This is a genomic window from Myxacorys almedinensis A (assembly GCF_010091945.1).
In the GTDB taxonomy this organism is placed as follows: domain Bacteria; phylum Cyanobacteriota; class Cyanobacteriia; order Leptolyngbyales; family Leptolyngbyaceae; genus Myxacorys; species Myxacorys almedinensis.
On the sequence record NZ_WVIE01000030.1, the window covers coordinates 1 to 17,929 of the forward strand.

The window sequence follows — 17,929 nt, forward strand, 5'->3', positions numbered from 1 at the left end:
AAGGAATTTTACAACTCTTTCAAACGTAGTCTCAGCTTTCTTTTTGCGCTACCTTCCGTTCGTCGAACTCACGTCATATTAGGCAGCGATCGCGGCAAATTATAGCGCGATCGCACGGGGCATTTTCTCAATCGGGGCGATCGAGGCGATTTGCAAAGAGCGCCACCGGAACCATAGGCAACGCTGGCAGCAAACAAATCAACCACTGATTCAAACTCAAAGGCGCTGTTCCAAACAGGGTATTCATAGCACTCCACTGGCTAAACATAATCTGTAAAACAACAGTACTTACAATACCAATCACAATAGCTTTTGTATCACCTATCGGAATCGCTTGTCCTCGAAGTTTAGACATCAATGCGCGTCCTAAATGGCTGATGCTCAAAAGATAGACAACTCTCCCTCCAACTAAAGCTTGAATTGCCATCGTGCGAGCTAAAGCAATGTTTCCAGTGGTTTGGCGAATCCATTCAAACATGCCAAAAATGAGAACCCAATTGAACACAGAAATCAGCACAATTCGCTGAAGCAGGCTTTTAGAGAGCAACGGTTCGCGGGGGTTGCGCGGCAGATTCTCCATCACACCCTCAGATTTTGGCTCAAACGCTAAAGGCACCGTCATCGCCACAGAGTTCACCATATTAAGCCACAACACTTGCAGCGACAAAATTGGTAAATCTCTGGCAAATAAAGCGCTGAGCAAAATGGTCATCGACTCGCCGCCATTCACAGGAAGAATAAACGCGATCGCTTTGCGTAAATTCTGATAAACCGTTCGCCCTTCTTCCACCGCCGCTTCGATCGAGGCAAAATTATCATCTGTGAGCAACATATCAGAGGCTTCGCGCGCCACATCAGTTCCTGCGCCGCCCATGGCAATGCCGATGTCTGCCTGACGCAAAGCGGGTGCATCGTTCACCCCATCGCCCGTCATCGCCACAATCTCACCCCGGCGCTGCAATGCTTCCACCAAGCGAAATTTTTGCTCCGGAGCCACTCTCGCAAACACCACCCCGTCTTCCACCGCCTGCGATAGTTCTGCATCGTCCATGCGGGTCAGTTGTTGCCCGTCAAAGGCACGAACCTGCCCTGCCTTTTGCAGCCCGATCCGCTCTGCGATCGCAGTTGCCGTGGTGATGTGATCGCCGGTAATCATCTTCACCTGGATTCCGGCAGACTGGCAAGACCGAACCGCCGCGATCGCTTCTGCACGAGGCGGATCGATCATACCCTGCATGCCCAAAAACATCAGCCCCGTTTCAAGATCGTGATGATCGAGGGAGTCGTGATCGGCTGGCATGGGTTTCTTGGCAAACGCCAACACCCGCAAGCCTTGCTTCGCCATGGTTTCAACGTTTTGTTCAATCTCATGTCGATCTAGCGCCCTACCCTCTAGGGTTGGCTGACAGCGCCCCAAAACCGCCTCTACCGACCCTTTAACATAAATCACGGTTTCTCCACGGGGGGCATCCTGAGGCTCATGCAAGGTTGCCATATACTGAAACTGCGACTCAAACGGAATCGAGTCCAACCGAGGCAAAGACGGCGCGATCGCATCGGCATGCAAATTAGCTTTACTCGCAGCGGCAATCAACGCGCCCTCGGTGGGGTCGCCAATCACAACCCACCGATCCTGCCCTTGCCCCTGCGAATCTTCGCTCACTTCTAGATGCGAGTCATTACACATGAGTCCGGCGATCAGGCACTCTCGCAGCATCGGAGCCGCATCTATCACACTTTCCTGAACGCTTTCTGCATCACTTTCTACATCACTTTCTACATCATGGAGTGAGTCCCAAGTGCGCGTCTCGTAAATTGCCCCATCTGGGCTATACCCAGTGCCACTAACCCGATACCGCCGTTGCCCAGCATAAATCGCCTGCACGGTCATCTGGTTTTCGGTTAGCGTTCCGGTTTTGTCTGAGCAAATCACCGTTGCGCCCCCCAGGGTTTCCACCGCTGGCAGTTTCCGCACGATCGCATGACGGCGCGCCATTCGGTTCACTCCGATCGCCAGCGTCACGGTCACCACCGCAGGCAAGCCTTCAGGAATCGCGCTCACAGCTAGGGCAACCGCCGCCTCAAACATGCCTGCCAAAGGTTGCCCCTGAGCAATGCCAACCGCCATGGTCAGCGTTGCCAGCGCCAAAATGATGTAGAGCAACTTATGGCTAAACTGGGCAAATTTGCGTGTCAGGGGCGTGCTCAGGTTCGTGCTTTGCCCAAGAGATTGTGAAATCCGTCCAACTTCGGTTGCATTTGCCGTTGCCACGACGATTCCGCTGCCTTGCCCAAAGGTGACAAAACTTCCAGCGTATGCCATGTTTAGCCGCTCAGCTAAAGGGGTGTCGGGCTGCAACGGCGCGGTGAGTTTTTCAACCGGAACCGATTCCCCCGTTAATGCAGATTCATCGATTTGCAAGTTGCGAGCGCTCACCAAGCGCAAATCAGCAGGCACTTTATCCCCAGACGTGAGCAAAACCAAATCTCCAGGCACAATCTCTTCAGACGAAATGCGCTGTTTTTGCCCATCTCGAATCACGGTAGCTTCGGTGGTGACTGCTTTTGCCAGAGCCGCGATCGCACCTTCTGCTTTCGATTCTTGCACAAAGCCAATCACAGCATTGATGATTGTCACGCCCCAAATCACCGCCGCATTTGTCCAGGCTCCCAAAAACGCCTTGATCGCGCCTGCCACGATCAAAATATAGAGCAAGGCTTGATTAAATTGCAGCAAAAACCTCAGCCAAGCGGGTTTTCCAGGTTTAACCGTTAATTCATTTAAGCCATAATGCCCTCGCTGTTGGTCAACCAGGGCTGCCGTTAAGCCTGCGGTTAGGTCGCTACCAAACTGATGAGCCGCCGCATCGGCAGAAAGCTGATGAAATTCTTGAGCAGAAGATTGAGGTTTAGCCGTAGTCGTCATACACAAAATCTCGCAAAATAAAATACAATACTTTTTAGATAAAATAAATTACATATACGAAAACTCTGAAGATTATTTTTTAGATCATAAAAATAGCCGATTTACATCCTACGAGAAATAACTAGCGAGCGTTTACGTCATCATCAGAGACCTGAAGCTTTTCCTACAGTACCAAATTCCTGATTGACGCTGACATTTAAACCTTTACTGCTAAACCTTTACTGCAAGCACAAGGGTCGAAAACGCCTCAGCGATCGCACGGTCTGATTCTCCCTTTAGATAGAACAAAAATTCTAATTTTTGGTACATAATGCGCCACGACATCTGTTAAGTTGTGCTTCGTTTTTAGGCTGCGTTAGGTCATCAAGAATCGAAAGCGGGAATCGAGAGCGCTGCGATCGCACGTCCAGCACCAATCGGGATAGCGACAGCAGAGCGATCAAATTTTAGCGATCACTGGCTCAGCAACACAGATTAAGATAGAAGGCAATCCTCACGGTTGCTGCTCTAGATTCTGACTTCATCGTTTACCCAAATCCATGACCGAAGCTTTGCCAAAGCCCACCCCCCTGACTGCTCTCCTTCCCCCAAACGAGGCGGAACGGTTAAAAGCATTGCGGCGCTATCAGATTCTCGATACCCCCCCAGAAACTGCGTTCGATCGCATCACAGCCTTGGCAGCACGCCTGTTTAATATGCCAATTACCCTGGTGTCTTTGATCGATGAATCGAGGGGTTGGTTCAAGTCAAGCCATGGTTTTGACCCTTGCGAAGTCCAACGGGATGCTACCATTTGCAGCTTTGCCGTGTTGTCTGACGATGTGTTGGTGATTCCCGATACCCGCCAAGACGATCGCCTCACATGCAATCCATTCGTGCAAAGTGAACCAGGATTACGCTTTTATGCAGGTGCGCCTTTGCTCACGCAAGATGGCTACAACTTGGGGACGCTCTGTTTGCTCGATACAAAACCGCACCCCCCCCTGACTGATGACCAGAAAGCAACGCTGGCAGACTTAGCCGCCATGGTGGTCGATGAGCTAGAGCTACGGCTTGCCGCCCGGAAAGCTGCCCAAATCGATGCGGCGCTGCTAGAGGTAACTCAGGGCGTAGCAACCGTGACAGGGGATGCGTTTTTTACTGCCCTGGTTCAGCATTTTGCGAAAGTGTTAGGAGCAGACTACATTTACATTGGCTTAGTCGATGAGCATAATGTCGAGATGCTGCATACGATCGCAGTCTGCGCCCACGGTCAGAGTATCGATAACTTTGCCTACTCTCTGCACGACACCCCCTGCAGAGAGGTGATTCGGCAGCGCAAACTGTGCTGCTATCCCAGTGGTGTGCAGGCTCACTTTCCCCACGCTCCTCTGCTAGAACCCCTCAACGTGGAAAGCTACATCGCCGTTCCGTTTTATCACTCCAACGGTGCCCCCCTTGGCTTGCTCGGAGTGATGCACAGTGAGCCGCTCGAAAACGTCCAGCTTGCCGAAACGTTGCTCCCCATTTTTGCCCTGCGGATTGGAACAGAACTAGAGCACCAACAGGTTGAGGTGACCCGGCGGCAGGTGCAAAGTGAGTTAGAACATCTCGTAGAACAACGCACCGCCGAATTATCCAGCACCAACGAATTGCTGCACCTAGAAATTGCGGAACGCCAGCAAGCCAAAGCCGCCCTCCAGCGAGAGCAAGAATTGCTCAAAGCGCTTCTAGATAATGTTCAGGCAGGCATTGTGGCCTGTGATGCCGACGGTGTTTTGACCCTGTTTAACCGGGCAGCACGAGAATTTCACGGACTCCCAGAACAGCCCTTGCCGCCAGAGCAATGGGCAGAATACTATGACCTCTACCTGGCAGACGGCAAAACGCGGATGACTAAAAGCGAGATTCCGCTCTTTCAAGCCTTGCAAGGGCTGCCCGTAGATGGCGTAGAAATGATGATTATCCCCAAGCAAGGAACCGCCCGGACGCTGCTGGCAAGTGGGCAAGCCATTCGTACAACGCGCAACTCTGAAGGAATCTCAGATGCCCACGGCCTACTCCAGGGTGCCGTTGTTGTCATGCACGACATTACAGAGCGGAAGGCAGCCGAAGCGGAACTGCGGATTTCCGATGTCGCCTTGCAGCAGATGCCCGATGCCATTTTGCTAACCGATTTAGAAGGTAAGATCCAACGCTGGTTGGGCAACGCAGAGCAGATTTTTGGCTACACCGCCGCCGAGGCGATCGGCAAATCAGTTCAGTTTCTCCATCATCCAGACAACCCCCCGACGATCGTGTCCGAGATGATGCGATCGCTCCAAGAAACAGGCGCATTTAGCGGCGAAATTCCCTGCCAGCGCTGCGATGGCTCGGAAGTGCCGATCGAAACGACCGCCAAAACAGTGTACGACAAAGCAGGACACCCCCTCTTTTTTGTCGGCATCAACAAAGACATCACCGATCGCAAACGAGCCGAAGCCGAACGCGCTCAACTGATCCGAGAGCAAACTGCCCGCCTAGAAGCCGAAGCCGATCAGCAGCGATCGGCATTTTTAGTGGAGATTACACTGGCACTCGCATCGTCGCTAGAGTATGAACGCACACTGACCAGCGTTGCCGAGTTGGTCGTGCCGTTCTTTGCCGACTGGTGTGCTGTTGATTTGCTGCATGACAATCACACCATTCATCGGGTAGTAGTAGCCCATCGCGATCCAGAAAAAGTGAACTTAGGGTGGGAACTGCATCGGCAGTATCCCCGACAGATTGATGAAGCAGAGGGCATCGCCAAAGTGCTGCGAACCGGGCAAACAGAGCTTGGTGCAGATATTTCAGATGCGATGTTAGCATCCATTGCTCATGATGCCAGCCATCTGCACATTTTGCGCGAATTGGGCTTGACCTCTTACATCATCTCGCCGCTGATCGCCCGTGGACAGATTTTAGGAGCCATGACCTTTGTGATGGCAGAATCGCATCGCCACTACAGCGCGGCAGAGGTGGCACTAGCAGAAGATATTACCCACCGCGCCGCGATCGCAATCGACAATGCTCGGCTCTATCAAGAGGCACAGCAGGCGCAGCAAGCCGCCGAGCAATCTGCGGCACGGGTGACTCGGCTTCAGTCTGTCACTGCTGCCCTCTCCGAATCGCTGACGCCAGCCCAAGTGTCGGATGTGATTGTGGATCAGGGCATCGCGGCGTTGGGCGCAACCGTGGCGATGGTTGCCCTGCTCCATCCAACCGGCACAGAACTAGAAGTCGTTCGAGCGATCGGCTTTGAGCTAGACCAGCTTGCAGGATGGGATCGGTTTTCCCTAGACGCTCCTCTGCCTCTCGCCGAAGCCGTGCGGACAGGGCAGCCAATCTGGGCAGAGCCATCTGCCGCACGAGCCGTCCGCTACCCCCATCTTGCACAGCAGTATGCCGAGCAACCACTTGGGGCATGGATCTCAATTCCTCTGATGGTAGAAGGTCGGGCGGTAGGCGGCATGTCCTTTGGCTTTGCCGAGCCACAGCACCTAGACGGAAAAAATCAAGCGTTTATTCTGTCGCTGGCGCAGCAGTGTGCCCAAGCGATCGCACGCACCCATCTCTACGAAGCCGAACAAACTGCCCGCGCGCTGGCAGAATCGGCAAACCGTGTTAAAGACGAGTTTTTAGCTGTGCTGTCCCACGAACTGCGGACGCCCCTCAACCCGATTTTGGGGTGGTCGAAGCTGCTGCGCGCTGGCAAATTAGATGGGGCAAAAACGGCTCAGGCACTCGATACGATCGAGCGCAATGCCAAAATGCAAGCGCAACTGATCGAAGATTTGCTAGATATTTCACGAATTCTTCAGGGTAAGCTGCGGCTGAATGCGGTTGCCGTTGATCTGGCAGAAACGATTCAGGCGGCGATCGAAACGGTGCGGCTGTCTGCGATCGCAAAGTCGATCACCATCCAGTTTGAAGAAATCACCGAAGCGAGCACTGCCCCCCTTCAGGTTTCGGGGGATGCCGGACGGCTCCAGCAAGTCATCTGGAACCTTTTGACCAACGCCATCAAATTTACCCAGCCCGGAGGACAGGTTGACATCAAACTGACATCAAACCTGGCTTCAAACCTAGGAGATCAGCCCGGAGAAGAGATCCTCACTCAATATGCTCAAATCACCGTGAGCGACACTGGCAAAGGCATTGATCCGGCTTTCTTACCCCATGTATTCGACTATTTTCGTCAGGCAGATAGCACAACCACCCGTAAGTTTGGCGGATTGGGGCTAGGGCTGGCGATCGTGCGGCATCTCGTCGAACTCCATGGCGGCACCGTTAGAGCAGATAGCCCAGGCGAAGGCATGGGGGCAACCTTAACCGTTTGGCTACCCACGCTCAAGCCCAACGATCGCCGCATTCAGGAAGATCGCCTTTCCTCCCAATGCTTGCCTCCTGCCTCGCTGCTCACCAGTCTTCGGGTGCTCGTGGTAGATGACGAAATCGATTCCTGCGAATTAGTTGCTTTTATCCTGGGGCAGTCAGGGGCGATCGTCACCTCAGCGTCTTCGGCCGCCGAAGCCCTACAGGCGGTTGAGCAAGCCCGGTTTGATGTGTTAGTCAGCGATATTGGCATGCCAGAGATGAACGGCTACGCCTTGATTCAACAGATCCGTATGCTGCCCCAAGGCAAACAACTTGTAGCAGTTGCCCTGACTGCCTATGCAGGAGACCACGATCGACAGCACGCGATCGCTGCTGGGTTTCAACATCACATCCCAAAGCCTATAGAACCGGAAACCCTAACGCGCGCGATCGCCGATCTCGTCAAACAGCAGCGATCGCTTTAACAGGAAGCTCAACCAACGAAACAGACAAGACCTTCCTGTCTTATTAGACTTCTTGCATAAATCCGTTGCCACTCCACGGTTGCAATCCCACGGTTGCAAGAAGCTATTGTTTTACTGCACAGCCTTCCCGAACCACATTCCCCAATATCAGCGTTGCACTGTAAGCATACGCTTGGTCAGACATTGTATCGCTACATGCACCTTTGTTAATGATCAAAAATCCGCTTGGTTGCCCTTGCAGCCGGTACACCCGAACGTTATCCGCAGGGCGTCCTTCAGCGCCTAAAGGAGCAACAGATGGAAAGGTCAGTTTTGGAGTCTCTGGCGTTGAATAAACAATATTACTTTTGTTTACAGTAACGTTCCAAAATGGCTCATTCCCACGAACGATAAATGATTCCTTAGCTGTCGAAGATGGCTCAGCTTTAGTGAACGCAAATGAATTCATCACCTCGTTAAACGCTGTGCGATACATTGCGTCACTATCACCGTAATTTACCTTGGCAAGACTAATCAAAATAATATTGCCGCTCTTGGGGTTAGAGAAGACCACATTCTCGTTTTCGTAAAGCCCAGTAGATGAAAACAAAACCCCTTTCTGCCCTGCGATCGCACGCTGTTTGAAATGGCTAGGGGCTACAAACTGGTTGCTTTGCTTTACCCATTGCTGCACCGAAACGTTCTGAGGGTTGCGATGCACAGACACACGCACATTCGCTGGATACTCTGTTCCACCTTCATAGTCGCCAGCTTCAATGCTCTGGTAGTCTTGCTGTGTCCAAATATCAATCGCATTTAGCAGCGATGAATCCTTTGGCAGACGTTGAGCCACATCCACAACAAACGCTTTGCGAGAGTACCCAAACTGAAAACTATCAGGGTTAGCTTCGCCTAGCCCCAAAGCAGGAGTTCGATAAAGAGTTTGCCCCGAAGGGGCTGGTTTTTGCTGAGATACCACCGATGCAGCCTGATTTGCCCGACTCAGTGTGGAAGACGTGAACACAGGAACAGATGCCGTTCCCAGGATCAAAATTGCCCCAGCAGATTGGAGAAGCCGTTGCTTCAAATATTTGCGATGCATCATTATTTTCTTGACCCAAACGATTGATTTTGATAGTTTTAATAACTTCAACGGTTAAACCAGGGTTTCCGCGATGCTGACAAAATGAGCTTTTGCTGTTGAGCCGCGAACAGCCAACTCAACGGCAAAATGCGGAAACGTCTGGTGGGTGAGCAGTTTGGGTTTACGGCAGAGGGCAGTGAGGAGCTAGTTTGTTCTGAGCAAAGCAAGCCTAACATTGCCTATAAAAGCTGACTGAGACAGATCAAGCGTCTGGTGACTCAATGCCAGTCTCTTCAGAAGACACGAGTTTAAACCGAGAGGGATTGATCTGAACTTTTGCTAACCGTTTTTGGATCACTCCGCGAGAAAGGAACCCAGCCACACTCTTACGAGCTTTTGCCAAGGCTTCCCCCTCAAAATTGCCATAGAGTACCTCGATCATTTCATCTGTAGTAAACGCTTGCTCAGGATTCTGAGTCATCACTTGGACGATCGCAGCTTGAGGTGTCAGGTTCTTGAACTTGCGATCGAGGGCTTGCGGCTCAAATGCTTTGCTCTTGCGAGCCTGGCTTTTGGGCGCAGAAAGTAGAGTATTATCTGATGCTGAGTCTAACGCCGCAGCACTGAGCTTTGCAGCAGACTTAGGACGCCCTTTGCGACGAGGGGCATTAGCTTCTGCTGGCTCTTGTTGTGGTTGGTTGCTTCGCGAAAAAGCAGGTGAACGCTCAGACTCATCAGGTTCAGCAGCAAGTTCGCTAGATTCAACATAGGGAGATGTGTGCCCTAACAGGGTGTTAATTTGCGCTAGAGTGCGGTCGATTTCTGCCGTCACGGAGGCAAGGATAGCATCACGGTCGTGCATTAGTCTGTCTCGTTCTTTCTCCAATTGCGCTTTCGATTCATCACTTAGCACCATGTACGCCATTGTTCTTCGTTCCCAAATGAATAAATTGCTGTTCTGATTGTAGTAGCAGTGCTGCAATTGAAAACAACATTTAGGAGATAATTGTAACTACAGTGTTAAGAATTTGATGGGGACACAACCTAGACAAGGCATCAGAACGGCTGACCCCACCAAGAACCGAGCATAAAGCATCATGCCATTCTGACTTGGTAACAATGACCTTTTCTGCTTCGGGGTGTCAGATAGCGATCGTACTCAGTCGTGCAGAACTCACACAAAGGCTTGTATTGGCAGCGAACTTGACAGCAGATCACTTGACAGCAGATATAGCGAATAGATCGGATACCCTCGACACCACATTAGGAAGCATGGCTTCCAGCACCATCTGCTAATTTGTTACATCCAATGCTAATGCGGCAGTACCGTTGTGAAATGTTGGGGAAGATCACCCAAGCACTTTCTCTGTACCGTCGTAACCTACCCACTTACGCAGAAGTTTCTCCACGATCGTCCGGATCTCCAATGACTTCTACAGAAACCTTAATCTAGGCTTACTACCGCGCTAGCATCTCCGTAGAAGGCTAATTTCGGTGTGTTCATTAGTTTGTGTTCATCCTGTCTCATGCTTGATGGCTGATTAACATACGTGAACTCTCTCTATGTATGAAACCTTTACAGAGATGAAAGGTACGCTCATTCTCAGTGAAAACCCTCCCAGCATCTACGTAGCCCACTGCACAGACATTTCGCTTAAGTACTTTTACTGGCAAAACGGGGATTTTTAGTATTTTTTTTTCATAAAGATGCGGCAAAGGTAGTGCTTTCCTGCAAACACAATGCCAAGATGCTTTCATAACAGGGTTTCTGATGCTAGTGCAGAAATGTGCATTAAGTAATTTCTCTGAAATGTTTTATACCCCCCATAAAGCAAGCATCTGCCAATTAATTCTATTGTTCGGTTGAGAGAGCGTAGTCTGCGTTCTCACTGCTTAATGCGTCTCGAACTGGAGTAATACCAATCCAAGCTAGGTCAGCAACAGTGTTGTTGCGCGGCAAGGGAAGCGATCGCGCATTTTCATCGCTAGGCACGTCAAAACACTGGCGTGGCGCACCTCCAACACGGCTTGGAACACATCGTGCTGTCAATTTTCTCTTACGAGGAGCTTCGGAAAGTGGAAGAGGATCTGTTGTTTACGCTTCAATTGTTTACACCTGGTAGCGACATTGCGGTCGGGTTTAGACCCAGCCAATCTATCTTTGGTCGCACTGGAAACGATGTGCTTCTTGGGTTTCAACCGCCTACATCAACTCCTGGTCAAGCGCAATTTGATGTTCTGTTCGGCGACTTCCCGGCGGTCATCGAAGATCCGGCTGCTCGTGAGTGGAGCGACACCTTTATTCTAGGCGACTGGAACCGACCCTACTATGCCAACGGCATCCCAACTAGTCTCGGTCTAAACGATTTTGCCTTGATTCCTGACTTCAACCCTGCCCTCGATGCGATTCAACTCTACGGCGAGGCCAGCGACTACCAACTGCTAAGCATCGGCATCGGTTCAGCGATCGCATACCAAGGGGCAACCGGGCTTGATATCATCGGCGTGCTGTTTGGGGCTTCTGGTCTCAGTCTAGAAGAGAGCTATTTCCAATTTAGAGGCATCACCCCGCCTCCCGGCCCCGCTCTGTCACAAGTTCAACAATTTGGGACTTCAGAATTCGATATTCCGCTCAGCATCAGCACCGATCCGTCTGGCAATGTCTACATCGCTGGGGGAACCACTGGCTCTCTGGCAGGGGCAAACGCTGGGCTGCGAGACAACTTTGTGAGCAAATACGACAGCCAGGGCAATCTGTTGTTTACTCAACAGTTTGGCACTTCGGGCTTTGAAACGATCTATGGCATCGATACCGACAATCAAGGTAACTACTACATAACAGGAGTTACCGACAGCAACAGTGGCTTTGCAGGTCCTCAGCAAGCAGACCTACTTGATACCTTCGTTGCAAAATACGACAGTAGCGGCACTCAGCAGTGGATTCGCCAGATTGGGCAAAATATTATTTTTAATGCCTTTAATATTGATGTTGACCCCGACACTGGCGATGTCTTCATCTCTGGGGCAAATGTGAGAAGCTCTCTTGAGAACCCAGATGATGCTTTCGTGATCAAATTTGACACCGATGGCAACCAGCAGTGGTTTACAGAGACGGGCACATCCGGTTTCCTCAATTTTGATGAAACCTACGGTCTTACCGTTGCCAACGATGGCAGCGTTTATGCAACAGGCTGGACTGTAGGTAACTTGGGAGGCATCAATGCTGGGCTTTATGACAACTGGATTGCTAAGTATGACAACGCCACAGGTGAACAGCAATGGGTGGTTCAGTATGGAACCCCTGACTACGAATGGTCGTGGGATGTTCGCACAGACAGTTCGGGCAATGTCTACACAGCGGGCTGGACTCTAGGAAGTTTAGGAGGAACGAACGCAGGATCTTACGATAGCTACTTAACAAAGTATGACAGTTCAGGCAACCAATTGTGGATTCGTCAGTTTGGGACTGCTGGTGATGACGAAGCCTATAGTCTTTACATTGACGAAACCGACAACATTTTTGTGGGAGGCTATACCGACGGCAGTTTAGGAGGAACCAATGCCGGGTCTTTTGATCCGTGGGTTGCCCAATATGACACCGATGGCAATCAAATTTGGATCACTCAGTTTGGCACCAGCGATCGCGATGAACTGTATGGGCTGACTGGCGATGCAGAGGGCAACCTTTACGTTACAGGCATCACTCAAGGGTCGTTTGGGGCGCTCAATGCTGGATCTTTTGACGGCTGGACAGCCAAACTCGATGCGGCATCAGGAACTCTTCTAAACTTTAATGGCACTCTAGATGGTGCCGGAGAGCAAAACACGTTCGAGATTGCGGCAGGAGACACGCTTAGTATTCTCAATTTCACTGGAGTAGGCACGGGGGTGAGTCCTTCTGCGGCAACGATCGCCGAGGTAGACACTCTGAAATTTGAGGGAACTGGGTTGACGGCTCGAAACATGATTCTCACTCAGGAAAACGGCGATTTGGTGATCAGTTTTGATGGCGTTAGCTCGACTACAGTCCGCCTCAAGAACTTTAAGCTAGAAAATCTAGACAACTTGCAGAAAGCAACTGGAGCATCTGTAAACGTAAGTAACATTGTGTTTGATGGGCAAACGACGGGCAACGATAGCTTCGATGTTGTAGACGCAAACTGGAGCGGCAGTCGCATCTTCAACCGCAATTCTGTCACGTTCCTCAATGATCTCAACAATATTGTGAAAGGCTTCGACAATTCCAATGATGTGATCAACGGGCAAGGGGGCAATGATACGCTCTATGGCTTAAGCGGCGATGATGTGCTCCGGGGTGGCGATGGCAATGACAGGCTGTATGGTGGCAAGGGTCGCAATATTTTAGAAGGCGGCAACGGGGCTGACACCTTTTACTTAGAGTTGGGTGGTACCCAAACCATTACAGACTTTACAGCCAGCGAGGGCGACCGAATTGGGCTTTCAGGAGGTTTGGGCTTTGGGCGGTTGTCAATTACTCAGGGAATGGGGCTTGATGCCAGTAACACGCTGATTAGAGTTTCTAGCAGTAACGAACTGTTAGCTATAGTCAATGGTGTGCAAGCAAATATAGTTAGGTCAGCGTTCGCATAATAGATTAGATTAACTACGGCTTTATAGCCATGTTAGTTAACATTGTAGCGAACGTTTTGATAAGCGTTATAGGAAACGGCAATACAAACGTTTCCTATAACGACAGATTAGCGCTATGCCCGAACTGCCGAAAACAGGAGACTGAACGGCGCTCGTCGCTCAGAGTCTGAAGATGGGGCGAATCGTCTGCCATGTAAGAGGGCGAAAAAGCTTTGAGCCAAATAACTTGACAGTTTTGCTGAAGGTCTCTTGCGATCGCGCAGTGAAACAGCAGCAGACGTTAATTATTAAAAGGCGTGCAGTGGCGATCGTAAATCTCATGTCCGCTTCCGGTTGAAAGAATGGGAAGTGCCACACAAGCCTGAGTAATACCTCTACTCTCAACCATGTTTCCATCTGCCCAAAAATAGCCAGTACCAGTTGCTTTCAACAGCCCACGAGTGAGTTGATTGCTATTTGCCAAATCATTTTCTGTAATATAAAGAAATGACTCATTTGGAACGTAGGCTCGCGTCCAAGTTGCGTTGCAGATTTCTGAATACATTTTTTGAATTGTAATCGGTTGTGCTTGCCCAGCATCTTGCCAGCGATTCACCGTTATCGTGATTTGTTCTCTAACCAACGCATCAACAACACAACCATATTCTGTGGCGGCTTTATCATTGCAGTCCAAACCATAACAACGGCTATCTTGAGCTAAGCTTGCCGATACCCCAACACTAAAACCAATTCCTACTATTGCAATAATCTCAATCGAGCGAATTTTTGAGAGCTTCATCTTTCCCAATTTTTAAGTTAACTAAACTTCTAATTTCAATCCTCTTCTTCAAATCGTTTACTTCAATCTTTCGAGCAAATGTTCTCCGACCCGCAGAGCATTTGCCATAATAGTTAGAGATGGGTTTAAAGCGCTACTAGAAGGAAAAAAACTACTATCTACAATATAAAGATTATCAACATCGTGGGTGCGACAATACAGATCAAGCACCGAAGTTTTGGGATCTTCACCAAAGCGGCAAGTCCCACATTGATGAGCGATTTCTTTAGAAGTCATCTTTTGAGAAATATGCAAGAAAGGCGATTTAAATAGCCCAGTTTGATGAAGATGATTAACTGACTTTAACACCGTAGTCCAACGCTTGATTAATCGATTAAATGCTACACTATTATTGTTAGTATAATCGAGAAAAATCTTCCCACCTTTAATTCCAATACGATTATTAAAATCTGGCAGATCCTCAGTCATGAGCAGCCAAGCCACAGAACGTTTAGCGATCGCATCGAAAACAATACTAGGGATCAACGGAGACCCATAGGCAATCAGTTTATCTTTGTGGATATTGCCCAGCAATTGTGCACTTCCCATTGGGTAAGCAAACTCTTTTTCTCCCCAGTAAAAATCAAGAACAGCAAGTGTTTTTTGAAAAACGGTTGGGTTGGGCTGGGCTGTTATCGTCATGACCACTGCATGCCTGTGAGCCATATAGTTGCGCCCAACCAAATTAGAGCTATTGGCTAACCCATTTGGATGTCGATCGTTAGCAGATTGGAGCAACAAAACCGCCGAGTTAATTGCACCACAAGCCACCACCACAATCTCCCCAGAGAACATTTGGCGCTTGCCTGCAATTTCCGATTCAACCCCAGTGACTTCGCGACCTGATGCACTTGTGTGTAGCCGTAACACTTTTGCTCCGGTGAGCAGCGTGAGATTGGTATGCGCGATCGCGGGTCGTATTCCATTCATATCTGCATCTGCTTTGCCATTGATAAAGCACGGAAACCCGTCACAAGTATCACAACGAATGCAAGCACTTGCTAGAGGCTCGACTTCATTTAACCGGATAGCAAGGGGCAGATAAAAGGGGTGGAAACCTTTTTTTTGCAGAGCGTTATGCAGGGCTTGAATGTAAGGTTCGTGGCTGATTTTTGGAAATGGATAGGCTTCGTTGCACTGCGGTTCAGTCGGATCAAGATCGCGCTGACCATGAACTTCATAGAGTTTTTCAGCCTGAGCATAGTAGGGGGCAAAATCTCGATATTTCAATGACCATTCAGGAGAGATACCCCCTTTATGAATGACCGTTTCAAAGTCTCGTTCACGAAACCTAAACAGCGCCCCCCCATAAACTTTGGTGTTGCCACCAACCCAATAATGAGTAGTTGAATGAATGGCTTTACCCTCGCTGCCATACCACACTTCAGAGGTGCAATAGCGCTCTTTTTGAATGACTTGTTTAGTATCCCAATTAGCTTTTTCTCTAGGTAGGAACGCACCCCGTTCTAAGACCAAAATTTTTTTTCCACTAGGTGCTAGCCGATGGGCTAAAGTTCCGCCACCAGCACCCGTGCCAATGATGATCACATCATAATGATTCCCTACATGATCATCCATCATTTTTCCATTTTTCCTTCATCGTTTAACTCAACTATTTGACTTGAATCATTTTGCATTAACAGCCTATTCAATCACCGCAGAAAATACTAATTCGCCTTCAGCAACCAACTTTCCATTCACTTCGGCACGTCCTTGCATTTTGCCAAAACGGCGCTGTTTAACTCGTAATAAATCTACTGTCATAACAAGCTGATCTCCCGGCACAACTTGCCGACGAAACCGAACTTTATCGATCCCCGCAAAGAGAAATAGGCTACCTTCTGACTCCAGCATTTGGGTTAGCACCACACCTCCTACCTGCGCCATTGCCTCCACAATTAAGACTCCAGGCATAATCGGTTTCCCTGGAAAATGACCTTGAAAATAGGGTTCATTGAAGCTGACATTTTTAATACCAACAGCTCGTTTACCTGGAATGTATTCAATCACGCGATCGACGAGCAAAAAGGGATAGCGGTGAGGCAATAATTTCTGAATTTCGATTGCGGTAAGACTGGGGTCGGCTGGCTTTAAATCAGTAGGATTGGGCTGATTTCGCGAATCGTTAACCGTAGGAGTTGTGGAAGAATCAACGCCGATTAGAGTTGACATGGCACGTTTAGATTAGGGATTTTGATGTAGATTAGGCATTTTGACAGAGACTGGATTGCCAACTGTAAAACTCAACTAACACTCAAATTTCTTAAATACCAATCGTTGTAGTTGAAGTATCATTTGTCTAAACTCTAATTGGTTTGACGGTCACACTCGATCGAACACATAACCCCAACTTGGGGAATCGTTGAGACGCCGATTACATCCTGCTTAGACTGGTCAACGTTTGAGAATCTTGGCTCATTCCCAAGAGGTGCTGATAGTAATCATCAAGATTTTGACATCCGTGTTCAACGGAAAACTTATTTGCATCTCGTAAAGCGCGTTGAATGAGGTCTGTATTGTCACTCAATACCACTTTTTCAAGCTGATTGGTTAACCCTTCCACGCTGTTAGGCGGAACGAGATATCCATTCACTCCATCAATGAGATATTCTGCTACTGCGCCACTATCAACAGTTACAACTGGAACTCCTGAAGCCATTGCCTCTACCACCGTTAGCCCAAAGGTTTCGTAAGGCGATGGACTACAAAAAACATCGCAGGATGCTAATACATTCGCCTTTGTTTCTCCTAACAAAAACCCTGTAAAATGAATGTTAGAAATAGGCTCAGCAAGACGTTTTAATGAGCCGACGACATCAGCAGGGCCATCCCCCACAATCAGTAGAGAACAATTGGGTTGGCTACGCTGCAATTTTGCAAACGCTTCAATCAGTAAATCGACTCGTTTCTCGAAACCAAGACGACCCAAGAAAACTAGCACTTTATTGGGTTGTTCTTGAGGGCTGAGCCAGGGTTCTAGCCAGGCGCGATCGCGGCGATCAGGATGATATGTAGAAATATCGGTTCCAAAAAATGGAATCACTTGGGTGTTTTGAATTCCCATTTCTTGACAGCTTTTACTAGCGGCAGTGCTGGGGCAGATCGTGCGATCGAGTTGATGATATAAATAACTTAGCAACCGAGAACGTCGCACAAAGCTGCGTAACCATTGCCATCCTGGATAGGTAGACGAAAAGTTATACACATCCGTATGGTATTCAGCTAAGTAGGGAACCTGATGCTGTTGTGCAAAGCTTCTCCCTGGAAGATGCCATGCACTTAATAAGAAATAACGCTCAACATCAGTCATCACAATTAGATCGGGTTGATAAGTCGCTAACTTTTTGCTGATTTGACGGGCTGCCAAAAAGGTAGGCACATAAGTTAGTTTGTAAGGAATCCAAGGCTTTGAAGAATAACGTTCAATCAGGAGATTCTTGTCCGCATTTTTATCAAATTTTGACACTAGAAAGTCTGAACTCTGTTGCCCATCAGGAGCAAAGACAATCACACGATAGCCCTGCTTCGCAAACCATTGAGCACGCGCCCAATTGAAGTGAGAAGACCCGCTTACTTCAGGGGGAAAAGCTGTTACGAGAAACGCAAGCGTCCGAACTTTATTAGAACTCATTAGTTTAATCCTATTACTATTTAGAATGAACAGGAATCTGCAAACTAGTAATCGGTAATAGATAAAAATTTTGCCCCTT

The 17,929-nt window shown here is 49.1% G+C and carries 10 protein-coding genes; 2 read left to right on the plus strand and 8 right to left on the minus strand.

All coding sequences use genetic code 11. The features are described from left to right. Positions 1–127: 127 nt before the first annotated feature. Positions 128–2,926, minus strand: coding sequence for an HAD-IC family P-type ATPase (locus GS601_RS19400; RefSeq protein WP_162424946.1), 2,799 nt, complete (start codon positions 2,924–2,926; stop codon positions 128–130). A 539-nt stretch (positions 2,927–3,465) separates the two neighbouring features. Here GS601_RS19400 and GS601_RS19405 point away from each other — a divergent pair. Beyond that, positions 3,466–7,728, plus strand: a complete 4,263-nt coding sequence (locus GS601_RS19405; RefSeq protein WP_162424947.1) for a GAF domain-containing protein — start codon at positions 3,466–3,468, stop codon at positions 7,726–7,728. 103 nt (positions 7,729–7,831) lie between these two features. Here the strand turns inward: GS601_RS19405 and GS601_RS23360 are convergent, their stop codons facing one another. The 3 genes from GS601_RS23360 to GS601_RS19420 all read right to left on the minus strand — a co-directional run bounded on the left by GS601_RS23360 (position 7,832) and on the right by GS601_RS19420 (position 10,784). Next, positions 7,832–8,812, minus strand: a complete 981-nt coding sequence (locus GS601_RS23360; protein ID WP_238393386.1) for a COG3650 family protein — start codon at positions 8,810–8,812, stop codon at positions 7,832–7,834. 241 nt (positions 8,813–9,053) lie between these two features. Beyond that, positions 9,054–9,653, minus strand: a complete 600-nt coding sequence (locus GS601_RS19415) for a hypothetical protein (protein WP_162424948.1) — start codon at positions 9,651–9,653, stop codon at positions 9,054–9,056. 990 nt (positions 9,654–10,643) lie between these two features. Continuing rightward, entirely contained in the window at positions 10,644–10,784 is a 141-nt protein-coding gene (locus tag GS601_RS19420; protein WP_162424949.1) for a hypothetical protein, read from the minus strand. 14 nt (positions 10,785–10,798) lie between these two features. Here GS601_RS19420 and GS601_RS23820 point away from each other — a divergent pair, with 14 nt between their 5' ends. After that, the gene (locus GS601_RS23820; RefSeq protein ID WP_202925222.1) at positions 10,799–13,402 is read left to right on the plus strand and encodes an SBBP repeat-containing protein; all 2,604 of its coding nucleotides are present in this window, start codon (positions 10,799–10,801) and stop codon (positions 13,400–13,402) included. A gap of 280 nt (positions 13,403–13,682) precedes the next feature. Here the strand turns inward: GS601_RS23820 and GS601_RS19430 are convergent, their stop codons facing one another. From GS601_RS19430 to GS601_RS19445, 4 genes are all read right to left on the minus strand, one after another. Next, the gene (locus GS601_RS19430; RefSeq protein ID WP_162424950.1) at positions 13,683–14,180 is read right to left on the minus strand and encodes a hypothetical protein; all 498 of its coding nucleotides are present in this window, start codon (positions 14,178–14,180) and stop codon (positions 13,683–13,685) included. A 57-nt stretch (positions 14,181–14,237) separates the two neighbouring features. Then, complete coding sequence (locus tag GS601_RS19435) at positions 14,238–15,800, minus strand: GMC oxidoreductase (protein WP_238393387.1); 1,563 nt, start codon at positions 15,798–15,800, stop codon at positions 14,238–14,240. 63 nt (positions 15,801–15,863) lie between these two features. Then, positions 15,864–16,391, minus strand: coding sequence for a 3-hydroxyacyl-ACP dehydratase FabZ (gene fabZ / locus GS601_RS19440; RefSeq protein WP_162424951.1), 528 nt, complete (start codon positions 16,389–16,391; stop codon positions 15,864–15,866). 202 nt (positions 16,392–16,593) lie between these two features. After that, entirely contained in the window at positions 16,594–17,850 is a 1,257-nt protein-coding gene (locus tag GS601_RS19445; protein ID WP_162424952.1) for a glycosyltransferase, read from the minus strand. Positions 17,851–17,929 lie beyond the last annotated feature (79 nt).

What these genes read in the sequence shown, in the direction of transcription:
- GS601_RS19445 (WP_162424952.1), bottom strand. Translation starts at nt 17,850, where the DNA reads ATGAGTTCTAATAAAGTTCGGACGCTTGCGTTTCTCGTAACAGCTTTT.
- fabZ (WP_162424951.1), bottom strand. Translation starts at nt 16,391, where the DNA reads ATGTCAACTCTAATCGGCGTTGATTCTTCCACAACTCCTACGGTTAAC.
- GS601_RS19435 (WP_238393387.1), bottom strand. Translation starts at nt 15,800, where the DNA reads ATGATGGATGATCATGTAGGGAATCATTATGATGTGATCATCATTGGC.
- GS601_RS23360 (WP_238393386.1), bottom strand. Translation starts at nt 8,812, where the DNA reads ATGATGCATCGCAAATATTTGAAGCAACGGCTTCTCCAATCTGCTGGG.
- GS601_RS19415 (WP_162424948.1), bottom strand. Translation starts at nt 9,653, where the DNA reads ATGCACGACCGTGATGCTATCCTTGCCTCCGTGACGGCAGAAATCGAC.
- GS601_RS19430 (WP_162424950.1), bottom strand. Translation starts at nt 14,180, where the DNA reads ATGAAGCTCTCAAAAATTCGCTCGATTGAGATTATTGCAATAGTAGGA.
- GS601_RS19405 (WP_162424947.1), top strand. Translation starts at nt 3,466, where the DNA reads ATGACCGAAGCTTTGCCAAAGCCCACCCCCCTGACTGCTCTCCTTCCC.
- GS601_RS19400 (WP_162424946.1), bottom strand. Translation starts at nt 2,926, where the DNA reads ATGACGACTACGGCTAAACCTCAATCTTCTGCTCAAGAATTTCATCAG.